The organism is Sphingomonas sp. BL2 (assembly GCF_056680015.1).
On the sequence record NZ_CM155261.1, the window covers coordinates 1,057,045 to 1,073,426 of the forward strand.

The 16,382-nt window shown below is 66.5% G+C and carries 20 protein-coding genes; 8 read left to right on the forward strand and 12 right to left on the reverse strand.

The window, feature by feature from the left end; all coding sequences use genetic code 11:
• Positions 1–2 precede the first annotated feature (2 nt).
• From flgK to AC1ME3_RS04795, 10 genes are all read right to left on the reverse strand, one after another.
• The gene (flgK, locus tag AC1ME3_RS04750) at positions 3–1,349 is read right to left on the reverse strand and encodes a flagellar hook-associated protein FlgK (protein WP_480955066.1); all 1,347 of its coding nucleotides are present in this window, start codon (positions 1,347–1,349) and stop codon (positions 3–5) included.
• Positions 1,346–1,675 carry a rod-binding protein gene (locus AC1ME3_RS04755; protein WP_426282793.1) on the reverse strand — a complete coding sequence of 110 codons (330 nt, stop codon included), beginning with the start codon at positions 1,673–1,675 and terminating at the stop codon, positions 1,346–1,348. Before AC1ME3_RS04755 ends, flgK begins: the two co-directional genes overlap by 4 nt.
• On the reverse strand, positions 1,672–2,778 hold the full coding sequence (locus AC1ME3_RS04760) for a flagellar basal body P-ring protein FlgI (RefSeq protein WP_056061566.1): 1,107 nt from the start codon (positions 2,776–2,778) through the stop codon (positions 1,672–1,674). Before AC1ME3_RS04760 ends, AC1ME3_RS04755 begins: the two co-directional genes overlap by 4 nt.
• 179 nt (positions 2,779–2,957) lie before the next feature.
• Positions 2,958–3,599: a flagellar basal body L-ring protein FlgH gene (locus AC1ME3_RS04765; RefSeq protein ID WP_480955067.1), complete on the reverse strand. Its 642-nt coding sequence runs from the start codon at positions 3,597–3,599 to the stop codon at positions 2,958–2,960.
• Between the two features lie 38 nt (positions 3,600–3,637).
• Positions 3,638–4,426: a flagellar basal-body rod protein FlgG gene (flgG, locus tag AC1ME3_RS04770; RefSeq protein WP_480955068.1), complete on the reverse strand. Its 789-nt coding sequence runs from the start codon at positions 4,424–4,426 to the stop codon at positions 3,638–3,640.
• A 13-nt stretch (positions 4,427–4,439) separates the two neighbouring features.
• Positions 4,440–5,192, reverse strand: a complete 753-nt coding sequence (gene flgF / locus AC1ME3_RS04775; protein WP_480955069.1) for a flagellar basal-body rod protein FlgF — start codon at positions 5,190–5,192, stop codon at positions 4,440–4,442.
• A 24-nt stretch (positions 5,193–5,216) separates the two neighbouring features.
• The gene (locus tag AC1ME3_RS04780; RefSeq protein WP_480955070.1) at positions 5,217–6,485 is read right to left on the reverse strand and encodes a flagellar hook protein FlgE; all 1,269 of its coding nucleotides are present in this window, start codon (positions 6,483–6,485) and stop codon (positions 5,217–5,219) included.
• A 28-nt stretch (positions 6,486–6,513) separates the two neighbouring features.
• Positions 6,514–7,197 (reverse strand): flagellar hook assembly protein FlgD, encoded by a 684-nt coding sequence (locus AC1ME3_RS04785; protein WP_480955071.1) that lies wholly within the window; start codon positions 7,195–7,197, stop codon positions 6,514–6,516.
• A 2-nt stretch (positions 7,198–7,199) separates the two neighbouring features.
• Entirely contained in the window at positions 7,200–7,595 is a 396-nt protein-coding gene (gene flgC, locus AC1ME3_RS04790; protein ID WP_107952494.1) for a flagellar basal body rod protein FlgC, read from the reverse strand.
• 18 nt (positions 7,596–7,613) lie between these two features.
• A complete protein-coding gene (locus AC1ME3_RS04795) occupies positions 7,614–7,952 on the reverse strand; it encodes a flagellar basal body rod protein FlgB (RefSeq protein ID WP_279628692.1) in 339 nt (112 codons plus the stop codon).
• Between the two features lie 510 nt (positions 7,953–8,462).
• On the opposite strand from AC1ME3_RS04795, the gene AC1ME3_RS04800 reads away from it, so the two are divergent.
• The 8 genes from AC1ME3_RS04800 (at position 8,463) to AC1ME3_RS04835 (ending at position 14,701) form a co-directional block, all read left to right on the forward strand.
• Complete coding sequence (locus tag AC1ME3_RS04800) at positions 8,463–9,125, forward strand: motility protein A (RefSeq protein WP_480955072.1); 663 nt, start codon at positions 8,463–8,465, stop codon at positions 9,123–9,125.
• On the forward strand, positions 9,122–9,643 hold the full coding sequence (locus tag AC1ME3_RS04805) for a hypothetical protein (RefSeq protein WP_480955073.1): 522 nt from the start codon (positions 9,122–9,124) through the stop codon (positions 9,641–9,643). The genes AC1ME3_RS04800 and AC1ME3_RS04805 overlap by 4 nt, the downstream gene beginning before the upstream one ends.
• Positions 9,640–10,134, forward strand: a complete 495-nt coding sequence (locus AC1ME3_RS04810) for a flagella basal body P-ring formation protein FlgA (protein WP_480955074.1) — start codon at positions 9,640–9,642, stop codon at positions 10,132–10,134. Before AC1ME3_RS04805 ends, AC1ME3_RS04810 begins: the two co-directional genes overlap by 4 nt.
• A gap of 100 nt (positions 10,135–10,234) precedes the next feature.
• A complete protein-coding gene (flgM, locus tag AC1ME3_RS04815) occupies positions 10,235–10,531 on the forward strand; it encodes a flagellar biosynthesis anti-sigma factor FlgM (RefSeq protein WP_480955075.1) in 297 nt (98 codons plus the stop codon).
• Positions 10,518–10,835 carry a flagellar protein FlgN gene (locus AC1ME3_RS04820; protein ID WP_107963439.1) on the forward strand — a complete coding sequence of 106 codons (318 nt, stop codon included), beginning with the start codon at positions 10,518–10,520 and terminating at the stop codon, positions 10,833–10,835. Before flgM ends, AC1ME3_RS04820 begins: the two co-directional genes overlap by 14 nt.
• Before the next feature lie 210 nt (positions 10,836–11,045).
• Entirely contained in the window at positions 11,046–11,891 is an 846-nt protein-coding gene (locus tag AC1ME3_RS04825) for a lytic transglycosylase domain-containing protein (RefSeq protein WP_333923407.1), read from the forward strand.
• Positions 11,892–11,894: 3 nt separating this feature from the next.
• On the forward strand, positions 11,895–13,955 hold the full coding sequence (gene flhA / locus AC1ME3_RS04830; protein WP_480955076.1) for a flagellar biosynthesis protein FlhA: 2,061 nt from the start codon (positions 11,895–11,897) through the stop codon (positions 13,953–13,955).
• Positions 13,952–14,701 (forward strand): FliA/WhiG family RNA polymerase sigma factor, encoded by a 750-nt coding sequence (locus tag AC1ME3_RS04835; protein ID WP_480955077.1) that lies wholly within the window; start codon positions 13,952–13,954, stop codon positions 14,699–14,701. Before flhA ends, AC1ME3_RS04835 begins: the two co-directional genes overlap by 4 nt.
• Before the next feature lie 2 nt (positions 14,702–14,703).
• Here AC1ME3_RS04835 and AC1ME3_RS04840 read toward each other — a convergent pair whose 3' ends face one another.
• Entirely contained in the window at positions 14,704–15,111 is a 408-nt protein-coding gene (locus AC1ME3_RS04840; protein WP_480955078.1) for a VOC family protein, read from the reverse strand.
• A gap of 328 nt (positions 15,112–15,439) precedes the next feature.
• Complete coding sequence (locus tag AC1ME3_RS04845) at positions 15,440–16,378, reverse strand: flagellin N-terminal helical domain-containing protein (protein ID WP_480955079.1); 939 nt, start codon at positions 16,376–16,378, stop codon at positions 15,440–15,442.
• Positions 16,379–16,382 lie beyond the last annotated feature (4 nt).

Here is a 16,382-nt window from a genome sequence, read left to right on the forward strand (position 1 = left end):
CGTTACCGTAGATCGAGGATGGTCTGGAGCGTATCGCGCGCGGTCTGGATCACGCGGCTCGACGCCTGATAGGCCTGCTGGAAGCGCAGCAGGTCGACCGCTTCGCTATCGAGATCGACGCCCGACGCGGACGCAAGCGAGCTCACCGCGCCGTCTCGGATTGTGGCCTGCGCATCGGCCACGACCTTGCGCTGTTCGAGCGCGGCGGCGTTGCCGGCGATCAGCGTCGTGGTGCGCGTTTCGAAGCCACCGCTGGTGCGGGCTCCCTGCAACGCGGAGAGATTGGACGCGTCGCGCTTGCCGCCGGTCGCGCTCGCCGCAGCGATCCCGCGTCCGTCGGCGAGTGCCACAGAGATGTCAGTCGGCGTGGTACCAGTGGCGAACATCGCCGCCCCCGCATTGCCGTCGAGATCGCGACCCTGCGCCTGCACCGCGTTGATCTTGCTCGTGAAGTCGGTGGCGATCGCGTTCAGCGACCCGCGTGCCGCGGCGATCCGCTGCGCCCCTTCCGCGAACCCGGCAAGCGCGCCACCGGTCGGCGACAGCGCAGACGTGACGTTGCCGCGCGTCACCGCGAACTGGACCGCACCCTCTTCGTTGCGTGCATAGGATGCCTGCGCGCTCTCGCCGCCCGCGACGAAGACCGAGCCCGCCGCGCCACCGAGACGCACGGTCGTCCGCCCGAGATCGTCGAACGACGTGTTGATATCGGTGATCGTGCTCATCTGCTCGAGCATCTGGTCGCGCTGGTCGGCGAGTTGCGCCGCAGTCGACGATCCCGGCGCGGTGCGCGCGATGCCGTCGTTGATCTTGGCGAGTGCGGTGCCGAGCGCGTTGAGCGACTGCACCGCCTGCGATGCGGTCGAATCGAGATCGGCCGCCGCTGTATCGAGCGCCGCGCCGGTCGCGGTGAACGCCGCCGCCGCCGTGCCGGCCGATTCGAGCATCACCGCGCGCGCCGGCTCCGAAGTCGGATCGGCGGCGAGCTTCTGTGCGGATGTGAAGAAGCTGGTGAGCCGGTCGCCGAGCTGGTTGTTGCCCAGCGCCGTCTCGATCCGGTTCATCCAGGTGACGCCGGCTTCGGTCTTGGCGAGATCGGTGCCGGCCGAGCGGACCGCCTGCGACCGGTATGCGTCGGCGCTGCGGCCGATCCCCGTGACCGTGACGCCGTTGCTGCTGACCGACTTTTGCGCGTTCAGTCCGCCATTGACCGACGACACTTCGGAAAGCGTGGTCGTCCGCCGGGTATAGCCCGCATTGCCGGTGTTCGCGATGTTCTCCGACACCGTGGACAGCGCGGTCTGGTACGCGCGCACGCCCGAGGCGCCGATCGAAAGGAGATCGCTCATGGCGGCGAGTCTGCCGCACCCTGGTTAAGATCGGATTGAGACTTGGCGAGAAAATCGGTCATCGCCTTGCCGATGCCGAGCGGCGTATGCTCGGCCATCGACTTCGCGATCAGCCCGTCCTGCATGTCGGTGAAGGTGTCGATCGCCTTCGAATCGAACAGCGGGTCGGCGAGTTTCGCCTGGCGCATGCTCTTCAGCATCATGCCGGTGAAGACCGCCTCGAACTTCTCGCCTGCCTTGTCGAGGTTGTCCTTCGACTTGAGGCGGCTCGTGTCGGTCGAGATCCCGGTGGTCGGTGCCGCTGCGGGTGCGTTGAGCGGGCTCACAGGACGATCAACTCGGCCTTGAGCGCGCCGGCTTCCTTCAGCGCCTCAAGGATCGCGACCAGATCGGCCGGCGATGCGCCGATCGCATTGACCGCCTTGACGATGTCGGCGAGCTTGGGGCCGGGGTTCAGCAGGAACATCGGGCGACGCTCCTCCTCGACCGCGACGCGGCTGTTCGGCGTGATCGCGGTCTGGCCCTGGCTGAACGGGGCTGGCTGACTGACCTGCGGCTTCTCGTCGATCCGCACCGTCATCTTGCCGTGCGTGATCGCTGCCGGCCCGACCCTGACCGCGGAGTTGATGACCACGGTGCCGGTGCGCGCGTTGACGATCACCTTGGCGGACGGCTCGGCGGAGACCACGTCGAGATTCTCGATCGTCGACATGAGCGTGGCGCGGATGTCGGCACCGATCGGCGCGCGCACCGCGACGGAGACCGCATCGATCGCCTGCGCGCTGCCGAAGCCGAGCTTCGAGTTGATCGCGCCGGCGACGTTCTGCGCGGTGGTGAAATCCGCCCGCGCTAGGTTGAAGGTCAGCGTCGGTGCGCTGTCAAACCCGGTTGCGACCGCGCGTTCGACGGTCGCACCCTCGGGAATGCGCCCGGTCGAGGGCACGTTGACGACGATCTTCGACCCGTCCGCGCCCTCTGCACCCAGCCCGCCGACCGCCAGGTTGCCCTGTGCCATCGCGTAGATCTGGTTATCCGCACCGAGCAGCGGCGTCATGATCAGGCTGCCGCCGCGGAGCGACTTGGCCTTACCCATCGAGGCGACGGTGATATCTAGGCGCTGACCGGGCTTGGCGAACGGCGGCAGTTCGGCAGTGATCATCACCACCGCCGCGTTCTTCATGCCGGGGTTCGCCGATGGCGGCAGCTGGAGACCGAAGCGTGACGCGACGGCCTTCAGCGACTGCACAGTGTATTCGAGATTGTCGTCGCCCGTGCCTGGCAGGCCGACGACGATGCCGTAGCCGGTCAGCTGGTTCGAACGGATACCCTGGAACCCGCCCAGATCCTTGATCCGGTCGGCCGAGGCCGGCGCGGCGATCAGGAGCGAGGCCAGGAGGGTGGTGAGGAGACCTGCGAAAGTACGAAACACGGTCTTTAGTCCTTTGCCGTTCGTGCTGAGTAGCGACCGAGTAGGCGCGCAGCGGCGTATCGAGGGTGCGTATCGAAGCATGGGTTCCGCGCGCCAACCTGTCCTTCGATACGAGCCCTCGATACGCGCCTTCGGCACTACTCGGTCTCTACTCAGGACGAACGGCTGGGGGGTGTGCATCAAAACGGGCTGACGACGGAGAAGAAGCGGCTGAGCCACCCCTGGCGGCCGGCGCGGGCGACGTCGCCCTTGCCGGTGTACGAGATCTGCGCGTCGGCGACGCGGGTCGACAGGACGCGGTTGTTCGCGTCGACGTCGGCGGTGCGGACCAGGCCCTTGATCTTGAGGAACTCATCGCCGCGGTTGAGCGTGACGCGTTTCTGGCCCTGCACCAGCATCGTCCCGTTGGGATAGACCGCGGCGACCGTGACGCTGACTTCGCCCGACAGCGAGTTCGCCTGGTCGGCCGCGCCGGTGCCGTTGAACGTCCGCCCGCCGCTGAGCGTCGCGTCGGTCTTGTTGAACAGGTTGAGCAGCCCGGTGGTCGGCGGCGTGATCGTCCCCGAGCCATTGCTGTCGAGCTTCGAGCCAGACGACTTCGACGCCGCAGTCCGCTCGACCAGCACGATCGTCAGCGGATCGCCGACTTTGCGCGCGCGCCAGCCTTCGTACAGCGCGGCGTAACCGTCCTGCGCCTGGAAGATCGAGCCCGTCGCGACGACCGGCACCGGCTGGACCGGCAAGGGCCGCGCAACCGAGAAATCCTCGGGCGGCGCCTTCTTGCCGAACAGGCTGGCATCTGCGGACGATGCAGCGAGCATCGCAGCGAGGGCGGCAAGCGAAGTTGAGACGTTGCGCATCACAGGTTCTGGTTGACGTATTTGAGCATGTCGTCGGTCGCCGAGATCATCTTCGAATTGACCTCGTACGCGCGCTGGGTCTCGATCATGTCGACCAGCTCCTCGACGACGTTGACGTTCGACGCCTCGAGCATGCCCTGCTTGATGCCGCCGCGACCGTCTTGGCCGGCGACACCGACGTTCGCCGCGCCGCTGGCTGCGGTCTCGACGAGGTAATTGTCGCCGGTCGCCTGGAGCCCTGCACCGTTCGGGAAGCTCGCGACCTGGATCTGGCCGATCTGCGACGCCTCGGTCTGGCCGGGGACCATCGCCGACACGGTGCCGTCGCGGCCGATCGTGATCGCGGTCGTCCCCTCGGGCACGGTGATGCCGGGCTGCACCTGATAGCCTTCGCTGGTGACCAGCAAGCCCTCGGCGGAGCGCGAGAAATTGCCGGCGCGCGTGTAGCCGAGCGTGCCGCCGGGCATCTGCACCTGGAAATAGCCGTCGCCGTCGAGCGCGAGGTCGAGACTGTTGCCGGTCGTCTGCATCGCGCCCTGCGTATCGATCCGCGCGGTGCCCTGGATGCGGACGCCGGTGCCCAGGTTGAGCCCGGTCGCGTATTTCGTCTCGGCGGTGCTCTGCGTGCCGGGCGTCGTGACGGTCTGATAGGCGAGTGTCTCGAACGCCGCACGGTCCTTCTTGAAGCCCGTGGTGTTCACGTTGGCGAGGTTGTTCGAGATGACGCGCATGCGCATGTCCTGGGCGTCGAGCCCGGTGCGCGCGATATGCATGGCTGCGGATGACATTCGTCTGTTCCTTCTAGCTCGGCAGGCGCATCAGCGATGCACCGCTTTCGTCGATTTCCTTGGCGGATTTCATCATGTTGGCCTGGACTTCGTAGGACCGCTGGTTCTCGATCATGTCGACCAAGGCCTGCGTCATGTTGACGTTCGATCCCTCGATCGCGCCGCCCTGAACCTTCGCGTCCATGTCCTCGGGCAACGCCCCGCCGCCGCGCACGCGCAGCAGATTGTCGAGGCCCTTGACCGTGTCCGACCCCTTGGTGTCGGCGAGCTTGAGCTTGTCGATCACCTGCGTATCCTTGGCGTCGCCGCCCTGCGGCACGATCGAGATCGTCCCGTCGGCCGAGATCGTCAGCGACTGATAGGGCGGCAGCGTGATCGGCCCCCCCGAGCCGATCACCGGATGCCCGTCGCCGATCTGCAGCACGCCCGACGGCGCGACCTCGAGATCACCGCGGCGGGTGTACGCCTCCGACCCGTCCGACGCCTGCACTGCGAGCCAGGCCGTCGTGCCGGTGATCGCGACGTCGAGCGGACGCCCGGTCAACTGGATCGCGCCCGGCGAACGATCGGCGTCGGTCACCTCTTCCGACGTCGGCGCGCGCGCCTCGATCGTCGAGCCGTCGCCCTTCAGGTTGAGCCGGTCGAACACCACGCGATCGGCGCGAAAGCCGGTGGTCGACGCGTTCGCCATGTTGTTGGCGATCGCCGCCTGCGCCGCCATGTGTGCGCGCAGGCCTGTCGCCGCGGTGTAGACCAGCTTGTCCATTCAGGGTCCCCTGCTCGCTCGTGCTTAGCTGCGGATGTTGAAGATGGTTTCGGAGATCTGGTTGGCCGTATCCAAGGCCTTCGAGTTCGCCTGAAAATTGCGCTGTGCCGCGATCAGGTTGACCAGCTCCTCGGTGATGTCGACGTTCGATCCCTCGATCGTCCCCGACATCAGCTTGCCGAACCCGTTGGTGTCGGCCGAGCCGAGCTTCGCCGAGCCGGAGATGCCGGTCGACTGCCAATAGCTGCTGCCGAGCTGGCGCAGGCCTTCGGGATTGGAGAAGTTCGCGAGCATCACCTGGCCCAATGCCTGCGTGTCGCCGTTCGAGAAGCTCGCCTGCACGACGCCCTTCTCGTCGACCGTGACGCCCTGGATCTGGCCGACCGCCTTGCCGTCCTGCGTGCGCGAGGCGACGCTGAACGCGGTCGACAACTGGGTCGTGCCGGTGCCGAAGGTGAAGTCGATCTGCTGCGGCGCGGTCGAGTTCGCGGTGGTGAACTCGTCATATTTGATCGTGCCGGCAGGCGCGGTCATCCGGCCCGACCCGTCGAACGTCATCTTCGTACCCGCGGTACCGCCAGCGGTCAGTTCCTTGTCGCCGACGAAGCTGTGGACTTCCCAACCGCTCTCGGCGTTGCCGGTCGTCGGGGCGGACACGCGCTTGAAATAGTTGGTCAGGGTCATCGCGTTGCCGGCGGCGTCGTACACCGTGGTCTGCGCGGACTGGTTGTAGCTCGACGGGTCGAACCGGTCGAACGTCGCGGTCTTCGGGATCGCCGAATTGGCGTTGAGGTTGAGCGTCATCCCGACCGCCTTGGTCGGCAGCGGCACGCCGCTCGTCTCGGGCAGGCGAAGGCTCAGCGCGGCATCGACGCCGGTCGCGACTACCGTGCCCGAGCCATCGACCGGGAATACCTGGAGATGCGAGCCCTGCGCGTCGACCACGTAGCGATTGGCGTCGACGAGGAAGCCGCCGTTGCGGGTGTAGTTCACCGTTGCCGATTCCGCGTTCGGCTTGACCGCGAAGAACCCGTCGCCCGACACGGCGAGGTCGAGGCTGTTCGACGACTGGATCAAATTGCCTTGCGCGAATTGCTGGCGGTTGGCCTTGACGACCGTACCCGAGCCGACCTGCTGCGACGGCGCGAGCGATACGCTGGAAGCGATGACATCGGCGAATTCGGTGCGGCTCTTCTTGAAGCCGTTGGTCGCGACGTTCGCAAGGTTGTGCGAGATCGTCGACATCTCGGTCTGGGACGCCTGGAGACCGGAGAGCGAAGTGTAGAAGGACATGGCGGTTTAACTCCTGGAAACTCTGGGTTCAGCCGATCTGGCGGACGGCGCTGGCGGGGATTTCGCCGAGGCCGGGAAGCGTGAGGATGGCGGCACCGGTGGTGGTCGAAACCGACTGGACGGGCGCCCAGACCAGGCTGGTCGCACCGACCGTGGTGCCGGCGTTCTGCGCGGCGACCTGCACGGTGAACGGCCCATTGCCGGCTTCCGCACCGGCGGCGTCCTTGCCGTCCCAATCGTAGCCGATCGTGCCTTTGGCCTGCTTGCCGAGCGACATGGTCTTGAGGACCGCACCGTTCGCATCACTGATCGTGACGTTGACGTCGGTCGCAGCGCCGGCCAGCTCGACCGATCCGGCGATACCGCCCCCCGCGCGACCGTAAGCGGTGCTGCCCTCGGTGAGCACGGTCTTGCCGACATAGCCCATCGCCTCGCCGGTGCTGGTGACGCCGAGCTTGTCGGCAATCGCCTTCATCGTCGTGTTCATCTCGGAAATGCCCGAGGTGGTCGAGATCTGCGCCATCTGCGCGACCATCTGGGTGTTGTCGACCGGGTTGAACGGGTCCTGGTTCTGCATCTGCGCGGTCATCAGCTTCAGGAAGTCGGACTGGCCGAGCGCGGTGGACGACTTGGTCGTGGTGGTCGCCGCCGCGGCGGCCGAGGAGCGCGTGATGCCGAGATTGGACAGCGTGGTATCGAACGATGTTGCCATGATCAGCGGCCTAGCTTGAGGGTATCGATGATGAGCGACTTGGCCGTGTTCATCACTTCGATGTTGTTCTGGTAGCTGCGGGCGGTCTCCATCATGTCGACCATCTCGCGGGTTTCATCGACCGCCGCCTCGAAGATGTTGCCATCCTTGTCGGCCATCGGATTGTCGGGGTCGTAGCGCTTGGTCGGCGCTTCACCGGCGGTGACGACACGCTCGACGTCGACCGTCGACATGCCGCTGGCCGCATCGAAGCTGGTGCGGAACACCGGCTTCATCGTCTTGTACGCGGTCTCGGCGGACCCGGTGGTGCCGCCGGCATTGGCGAGATTGGACGCCGTGGTGTTCATTCGAACAAGCTGCGCGGACATCGCGCGGCCGGCGACCTGGAATATCGTCATGGGCTGGTTGGGCACGGCTTACTCCCCCTTCAGCGCGCGAGTGATCTGGCCAATCCGCCCGTTCAGGAACGACAGCGTCGTCTGATACTGGACGGCGTTCTCGGCGAACGCGGTCTGCTCCTGGCTCAGCTCGACGGTGTTGCCGTCCATCGAGGTCTGCGTCGGGATGCGGTATTTCGTGGCCGCATTGGTGCTGCCGTCGTTCTCGACCGAGGCGAGCGCCGACTGGAAATCGATGTCGCGCGCCTTGAAGCCCGGCGTCGAGGCGTTGGCGATGTTCGACGCCAGCACACCCATGCGCTGGGAGCGCACCTCGAGTGCCGCCCCGTGAACTCCGAAAAGCGTGTCGCCTGACACAAGCCCGTCTCCTGGCGCACCCATTGCGCAACCGGACATAAGCAATGGGCGTGCCAGTTTTTGTGGCGAGGGTGGGGGATGGTGGTTTGCCGGGTTGCGGTGGGCGGGCGGCAAGGTGAGCGGCAAGAGGTTGCCGGTGTTGCAGGGGTGGACGGCAATCGGGTTGCCGGTTGGATCGTCGGGAGCGGCAAACCGAATTTCTGGCCCCCACCCCCACTATGTTTCCCCGCGAAGGCGGGGACCAGCCTGGGCTCCCGCCTTCGCGGGAGAACAAGGAAGTGAGTGCCGACGCTCTCATATTGCCACCACCCCGGCGAAGGCCGGGGCCCAGTTGGAAAGGTCGCAGTAACGAAGCGCACCCTTCAGTTAGCGGTGTCACCCAACTGGGCCCCGGCCTCCGCCGGGGTGGCGGTTGAGTGGCCACCGGCATCACCCTTCCCCCCCTCCCTTCACGAGGGAGGGGAACAGAAGTTTCACAATCCGGCACACCCCTTGCATCACGCCAGGCGCATGATCACGCTCGCCCAGCTCCTCGACCCCGCAGCGCTCGCCATCGTCGGTGGCGGCACGACGCTTGCCGTCGTCCTCCGCACCCCCTTTCGCGATCTCGGCAGAGCACTTGCCGCCTTGACCACGCTCGGCCGTGGCCGGTTCGATGCCGACCCGCTGCTGCTCCAGATCACTGCCCTCGCCCGCATCGCCAAGCGCCACGGCGTGATGGCGCTCGATCGCTCGGTCGTCACCGATGCGGACGTCGCCGCGGGGATCGCAGCGATCGTCGACGGCGCCTCCGCGACCGACGTCGCGACGCTTGTCCAGCATCGCCGCCGCGCCCGCATCGAGCGCCACGTCGCAGCCGCTGACGTCTGGGCGGGTGCCGCCGAGGTAGCGCCCGCGATGGGCATGATCGGCACGCTGATCGGCCTCGCGCAGATGTTCGCGACGATGAGTGACCCCGGCGCGATCGGCGGCGCGATGGCGGTGGCGCTCCTCGCGACGCTGTACGGCGCGCTGTTCGCGAACCTGCTGTTCATGCCGATTGCCAACCGCCTCCGCGCGCAAGGCCGCAACGAGGCGTTCGAACGCGCGCGCATCGAAGCGCCGCTCGTGGCGCTTGCCGAACGCGAGACGCCGCGCGGTTATGTCGCGCCCGTTCTGGCGACCGTCGCGTGAACGCAAGCGAATATCCCGACGCACCGGCCGGCAAGCCGCTCTGGTTGATCACGCTCGCCGACCTCGCCTTGTTGCTGGTCGGCTTCCTCGTGCTCCTGCAAGCCACGCAACATATCGGCGGCAAAGACCTGGCAAAGGGCATCCGCGAAGGCTTCGGCGCGAACGATGCGGAGCCGACACCGATGCCCGTCGCCGCCGCCGGCATCCTGGATTTCGCGCCCGGATCGGCGATCCTGCCGACCACGCCCGGCGCGCTCGTCGCCTGGGCGCGCGAGGCCGCGCGCGACCCTCGCGTAATGCTCACCGTCACCGGCTCGACCGACGGCACGCCCGCCGATATCGACCGCGTCACCGGCAGCGCCGCGATCCTCGCCGCCGACCGCGCGCGCACCGTCGCCGCCGCGCTCGCCGCGGTCGCGCCGTCCCGCGTCGCGATCGTCACCGCCACCAAGCCCGGCCGCCGTGCCGCCATCGTCTCTGTCGCCTTTGTCGGCGAACCGCTGAGGACCGCTCAATGATCATCCCGCTTCTGCTCATGGCCGCAAGCTTCCAGGATACCGCCGCGCTCGACGCTTCGGTCGCCGCGTTTACCGGCCGCCCGACTGGTGCAGAGGGGGGCGCGCGCACGCCGGTCGATGCGCGGTTGCGGCTCGCGACCTGTCCTACGGTGTCGCTGTCGTGGCGCTCCGAACAGCATGACGCGGTCGTCGTGTCGTGCGCGGGGCCAGCGTGGCGGATCTTCGTGCCCGTCATCCGCCCGGCCAATGCGCCGGCCGCGGTGGCGGCCTCGTTCGTGCCAGTCGCGAAGGCCACCCCGGTCATCAAACGTGGCGATCCGATCGTGATCGAGGCCGGTACCGAAGGCTTCTCGATCAGCCGTGAAGGCGTCGCGATGGGCGATGCCGCGCCTGGCGGTCGGTTCATGGTCAAGGTCGACGACACTCGCACGCCGGTCCAGGCCATAGCGGTCGACGCCGGTCGCGCGACGCTTCCCGGTTGGTCGAACTAAGCTTGGTCGAACTAATTTCGGACGAACAGATTAATTTTGCTAAAGGTTTTCTGCGTGCAGCCGTTTCTCCTGATGTCAGCGCAAACCAGAGGATGCGGACATGGTGGACTCGATCGGCGCGAAGCCGTCAGTAGCAGGAGATCGCTCCGTCGCGCGCATCGCCGCGGCGGCGCCGGCGACGGTCGTCCAGACGCCGGTTCTGCCCAGGCAGCCGTCGGTGGAGCCGGAATCGATCGCGCTCGCCAAGTCGATGGCCGCCTCGCCGCCGATCGATGCGAGCCGCGTCGCCGCCATCAAGAAGGCGATCGCCGCGGGCACCTTTCCGATCCTTCCCGCGACCATCGCCGATCGGCTGATGGCGCTTCGCCTGGACTGGAATTCCAATGAAGCGGCGTGAAGCCCTGATCCGCGTGATCGACGCGCTGCACGCCGAGATCGCCGCGCTGAAGTCGAACGACGTCGCCAGCCTGGAGCGCGCGACCGCGGACAAGCTCGCCGGGATCGAACAGGTCGCGCTGCTCGGCACGGGCCCCGCGGGTACCGAGATCCGCGAACTGGCGGACGAGGCGAACCGGCTCAACGAGACGTGCCGGATCTACACCAACTTGATGGCGGCAAATGTCCGCCGCCGCCTGCAAACCCTGACCGGCGACGGTGCCGTTGCCGGGTATCGGCCTGGGTTGCGCGCCGCGTACGCCTGACTTCTGCGCCCTCCCTGGAAGGGAGGGGTTGGGGGTGGGTCGCCTTCCAGGAATTCCGAACCGCTGAGACACAAGCCGGCCTACCCACCCCCTGCCCCTCCCTTCCAGGGAGGGGAGATCGTTGTGCACCGGGCGAATACAGCCTGCACTCATTAAAACTGGCACGCCCCTTGCTGAGCATCCCCTGAATCAGGGGCACCGCACACGGGCATGACCGTCAATCCTATCACTACCGGCCGGATCCAGTCCGCGATCGCGCTTGCGAGCAGCAAGACGGGCGTGGATTTCGACTATCTGCTGGGCCAAGCGAAGCTCGAGAGCGGGCTCAACGCCAATGCCAAGGCCGGCACATCGAGCGCATCGGGGCTCTATCAGTTCATAGAACAGAGCTGGCTCTCCGTCGTCAAGAAGCACGGCGCGGAGCACGGCATGGCGTGGGCCGCCAACAGCATCGGCCAGTCGTCGAGCGGCCGCCTCTCGGTCGGCGATGCCGGCACCAAGGCGGCAATCCTTGCGCTGCGCAACGATCCCAACGCCGCCTCGCTGATGGCCGCCGAATACGCGTCGGACAACAAGGCCTCGCTCGAAGGCACGCTGAACCGTCCCGCGTCGGGCACCGACCTGTATATGGCGCACTTCATGGGGCTCGGTGGCGCGACCAAGTTCCTCAAGACGATGCAGGCCAACCCGCAGGCGAGCGGCGCCGCGCTCTTCCCCGCTGCCGCACGCGCGAACCACAACGTCTTTTACGATTCGAACAACCAGCCGCGCACGCTGTCGGCGATCTACGACCGGTTCGCCGACAAGCTCGGCGGTGCCGCGGCCGGGGCAAGCGCGACCGCGACGCCCGCCAACTACGCCGCGCAGGCGCTCGACATGAACGGCAGCACGGTCATCACCGGCAACAACGAAAGCGCCGACGACGCGCTCGCCTGGGCGACCACCGCGATGGGCAGGTTCACCGGCAAGACGACGCAGGCCGCCGCCAGCATCTTGCGCCCAACGCCCGATACCGCGCGCCTCGCCTACATGATGCTCGCACGGTTGGGCGGCTAAGCGATGAACCGCATTCTCTCCAACGCCCGCGCGTCGGTCCTGCCGCTCGCGATCCTGCTGCTCGTGCTCGTCATGGTCGTGCCGATCCCGGCGTTCATGCTCGACATCTTCTTCGTGGCGAACATCGCGATCAGCCTCGCCGTGCTGATGGTCGCCTTGAACGCGCAGAAGCCGCTCGATTTCTCCGCCTTCCCGACCGTCCTCCTGTTCGCCACGCTGTTCCGTCTCGGCCTCAACGTCGCCTCGACCCGCATCGTGCTGGTCCACGGCCACGAGGGCGAGAGCGCGGCGGGGCACGTGATCGAGGCGTTCGGCACGTTCCTGATCGGCGGCGATTACGTCGTCGGCATCTTCGTCTTCGCGATCCTGATGATCATCAACATGATCGTCGTCACCAAGGGCGCCGGCCGCGTCTCCGAAGTCAGCGCACGCTTCACGCTCGACGCGCTGCCTGGCAAGCAGATGGCGATCGACGCCGACCTGAACGCGGGCCTCATCACCCCCGACGAAGCCAAGGCGCGCCGCGTCGAAGTCTCCACCGAAGCCGATTTCTACGGCTCGATGGACGGTTCGTCGAAGTTCGTGAAGGGCGATGCGGTCGCGGCGATGCTGATCCTCGCCGCCAACATCATCGGCGGCCTGATCCTCGGCCCCGTCAGCCACGGCATGACGATCGCCGATGCCGCGCATAACTACATCCTGCTCGCGATCGGCGACGCGCTCGTCGCGCAGCTGCCGAGCCTGATGCTGTCGATCGCCGCCGCCTCGATCGTCACGCGCGTTACCTCCGACAAGGATCTCGCCGGCCAGATCGGCGGCCAGTTCGGTAGCCCCCGCACCTGGACCCCGGTCGCGGTCATCCTCGCGCTGCTCGGCATCCTGCCCGGCATGCCGCACATGGTGATCCTGCCCGCCGCGGCGATCGCCGGGTTCGCCGCGTGGAAGCTCCGCCAGATCGAGCGTCGCCCTGCCCCCGCCGTCGTCGTCCCCGTCGAGACGATCGACCAGTCGAAGATCGGCTGGGAAGAAGTCACCGACGGCATGCAGGTCAATCTCGACATCGGCTACGGCCTGGTGCCGCTTGCCGACGAGCGTCGCGGGTCGCCGCTGATGGGGCGGATCACCGGCGTCCGTCGTCAGTTGTCGAAGGAACTCGGCTTCGTCGTGCCGCAGGTCCGCGTCCGCGACGACATCAACCTCGCACCCTATGTCTACCGCATCCTCGTCAACGGCGTCGTCGTCGGCGAGGACACCGTGTCGCCCGACGAGATGCTCGCGCTCGACACCGGCCAGGCGTTCGGCGACCTGTTCGGCAAGAAGGTCAAGGATCCCACCTTCGGACTCGACGCGACCTGGGTCGATGCGGGCGATGCCGATGCCGCGACCGGTGCGGGTTATCTCGTGGTCGATCCCGGCACGGTGATGGCGACGCACCTGAACCATTTGCTCGGCCAGAACGCGTCCGAGCTGCTCGGCCAGGACGAAGTGCAGGCGCTGCTCGACGGTCTCAAGGAGCGCGCCGCGCAACTGGTCGCAGCACTCGCACCGCTGCCGATCACGACGCTGACGCAGGTCCTGAAAGGACTGCTCGCGGAGAACGTGCCGCTCAAGGAATTCCGTCGCATCGCCGGCGCGATCGCGGTCGCCGCGCAGCGCACGCAGGACGCCGAGGAGATCATGGAGACGATCCGTCCCGAGCTCGGCGCGCTCATCATCCAGAAACTGTGCGGCGTGCGCGAACCGCTGCGCGTCATGACGTTGGAGGGTCAATTGGAAGGTCTGCTCGGCCAGGCGATGCGCGCCGATCAATCGCGCCGCCACGTCATCGAACCCGATCTCGGCCGCCGCATCGTCGAGGCGCTGCAGCGCGCCGCCGAACCGCTGATCGCCGAGGCGAAACCGTTCGCGCTCGTCGTCCAGCCGACCATCCGCATCGCGATCCGCAAGCTGGTGAAGACCTGCCTGCCCGACACACCGGTGATGTCGTTCTTCGAGGTGCCTGAAGAAAAGGCCGTCGAAGTCGTCGCGGTCATCGGTGCCTCGCAGCAGGCGCTGGCGGCATGAGCGCGCTCCCGATGCGTGGCGCGTTCGCCGATGCCCAGCCGCTGACGTACCGCCCGCACCAACGCCCCGGCGGCGACGCGGACCAGCTCGTCAAACAGCATCTCCCGCTGGTCCGCCGGATCGCCTGGCACGTCCACGGCAGCATGAGCAGCCGCGTCGAGGTCGAGGATTTGATCCAGGTCGGCCTGGTCGCGCTGGTCGAAGCCGCCGCGAATTTCGACGAGCGCGGCATGCCGTTCAAGACCTACCTCATCACCCGCCTGCGCGGCAGCATGATCGACGAACTCCGCCGCCAGGCCACGAGCACGCGAGGCGCGATGCGTCGCCGCCGCCAGTACGCCGACGCCATCTCAACGCTCACAGCACGAACGGGAAAAGCCCCGGGGGAAGACATGATCGCGCAGCATATCGGCGTTCCGATCGAGAAACTCCGCACCGACTACGTCACCGCCGACGCGATCCGCTTCGACTCGATCGACGAGATGTATGCGGACGACCTCCCCTGGTTCGCCGACGACACGCCGGACGCGTTCGAGCAGCTCGCCGACAGCGACCTGCGCGAGGCCTTGATCAAGGCGATCACCGCGCTGCCGGAACGCGAGGCGCAGGTGATCCAGCTTTATTACGTCGAAGAACTCAATCTCGAAGAGATCGGCGAAGTCTTCGGCGTCGGCTCCGCCCGCGTATGTCAGATCAAGGCGTCCGCGCACGCGAAACTGAAGAAGGCGCTCGCCCGCCAGGTTTAGCGTCAGGCCATGGCCGCGTAAGACGACACCTCAATCAGATTCCCGTCCGGATCGCGGACATAGACAGACCTGATAGGGCCTCGTGCGCCGCTTTTGATAACTGGTCCGATCTCGATTTCGACGTCGCACGCCCGCAGATGCGCGACGACCGCCTCGGGGGTAAAGCTTGTCAGGAAACATAGATCCTGGCCGCCAGCGCACGGTGTCGCCCCTGTGAACCATTCGTCCTGGGACGCATCGATCGGCCGCAAGTTTATCTTGTTAGGCCCGAACGTCATGCTGGTGCGCAACGCTCCACTGTCCGACGGCGCATCGATGCGTGCCATGCCCAGAACCTGCTCGTACCATTTCGCCGACGCTTCCACGTCACGTACGTTGAAGACGATGTGGTCGATGGCATCAAGGATCACGATCCGGTCTCCGACAAAGTGCGCATATGCAGGAACGCACAGGCCCAAGTTTCGCGCCATACGCCGCCGCATACAGGCGTTCGCTCCTCGATCGTTCCGTGAAGTCCGGTAACGCCATGAAGCTATCGGCCAGTAGCCATGTGCCGAGGGTATTTTCAACCCGAGGCTGGCGACGCAGTCCTGAACGCGTTCCGCCTCTTGCACGGAAACGCAAAAAACCCCGGCAGCTTGGCGCCACCGAGGTTTTCTCCGCCCCCCGCTTCTGGGAAGCAAGGCGGGTCCGATCGGCACCGACACCCTTGGGGGGCGGTGCCGGTGCCGGTCCGGATTACTGAAGCAGCTTCAGAACGCTCTGCTGGCTCTGGTTCGCCTGGCTGAGCATCGCGGTCGATGCCTGGCTCAGGATCTGCGCCTTGGCGAGTGCGGTCGTCTCGGCCGAGAAATCCGTGTCTTCGATACGGCTCTTGGCGTCCGCCAGGTTGGTCGAGTTGTTGGTCTGCGTGTTCACGACCGACTGGAGGCGGCTCTGCGATGCGCCCAGGTTTGCACGATAGGTGTTGATCGTCTTCAGCGCCGCATCGACCGTGTCCAGCGCGGTGTTGGTCGTGGCATTGGCCGAGAGATCGAGCGATGTCGCCGCGGTGATCGTCGTGTCGTTGGTCAGCTTGGCGAACTTCATGTCGACCTTGTCGGCAGTGTTCGCGCCGGTCTGGATCGAAACCGTGCTGAAGGCCGGAGTGGCAGGCGTTCCCGGCGTTCCGGGCGATCCCGCAATATTGTTAGCTGGGTCTGCGGTAACAGCGGGAGTTCCAGCGCTGCCTGCGCTGGCAGCAGTAACCGTACCGGCCGTGCCGTCGAACAGCTTGTTGCCGTTGAACGACGTGTTAGCCAGCGTGCTCGTGATCTGCGCCTGGAGAGCACCGACTTCGGCCTGGATGTTCTTCTTGTCGTCAGCACCATAAGTGCCGCTGGTCGCCTGGACGGTCAGCTCGCGGACACGCTGCAGCATGTTGGTGACTTCGCTGAGCGAGCCTTCTGCGGTCTGCGCCATCGCGATGCCGTCATTGGCGTTGCGGATGCCCTGGTTCATGCCGCGAATCTGCGCGCCCATCGAGGTTGCAATGGCGAGGCCGGCGGCATCGTCCTTGGCCGAGTTGATGCGCTTGCCGGTCGACAGACGCTCCATCGAGGTGGACAGCGCCATCGATGCGGCGCTCGATGCGTTGGACGCGCGCAGCGACGAGAGATTGCTACCAATAACAGTCATGTTG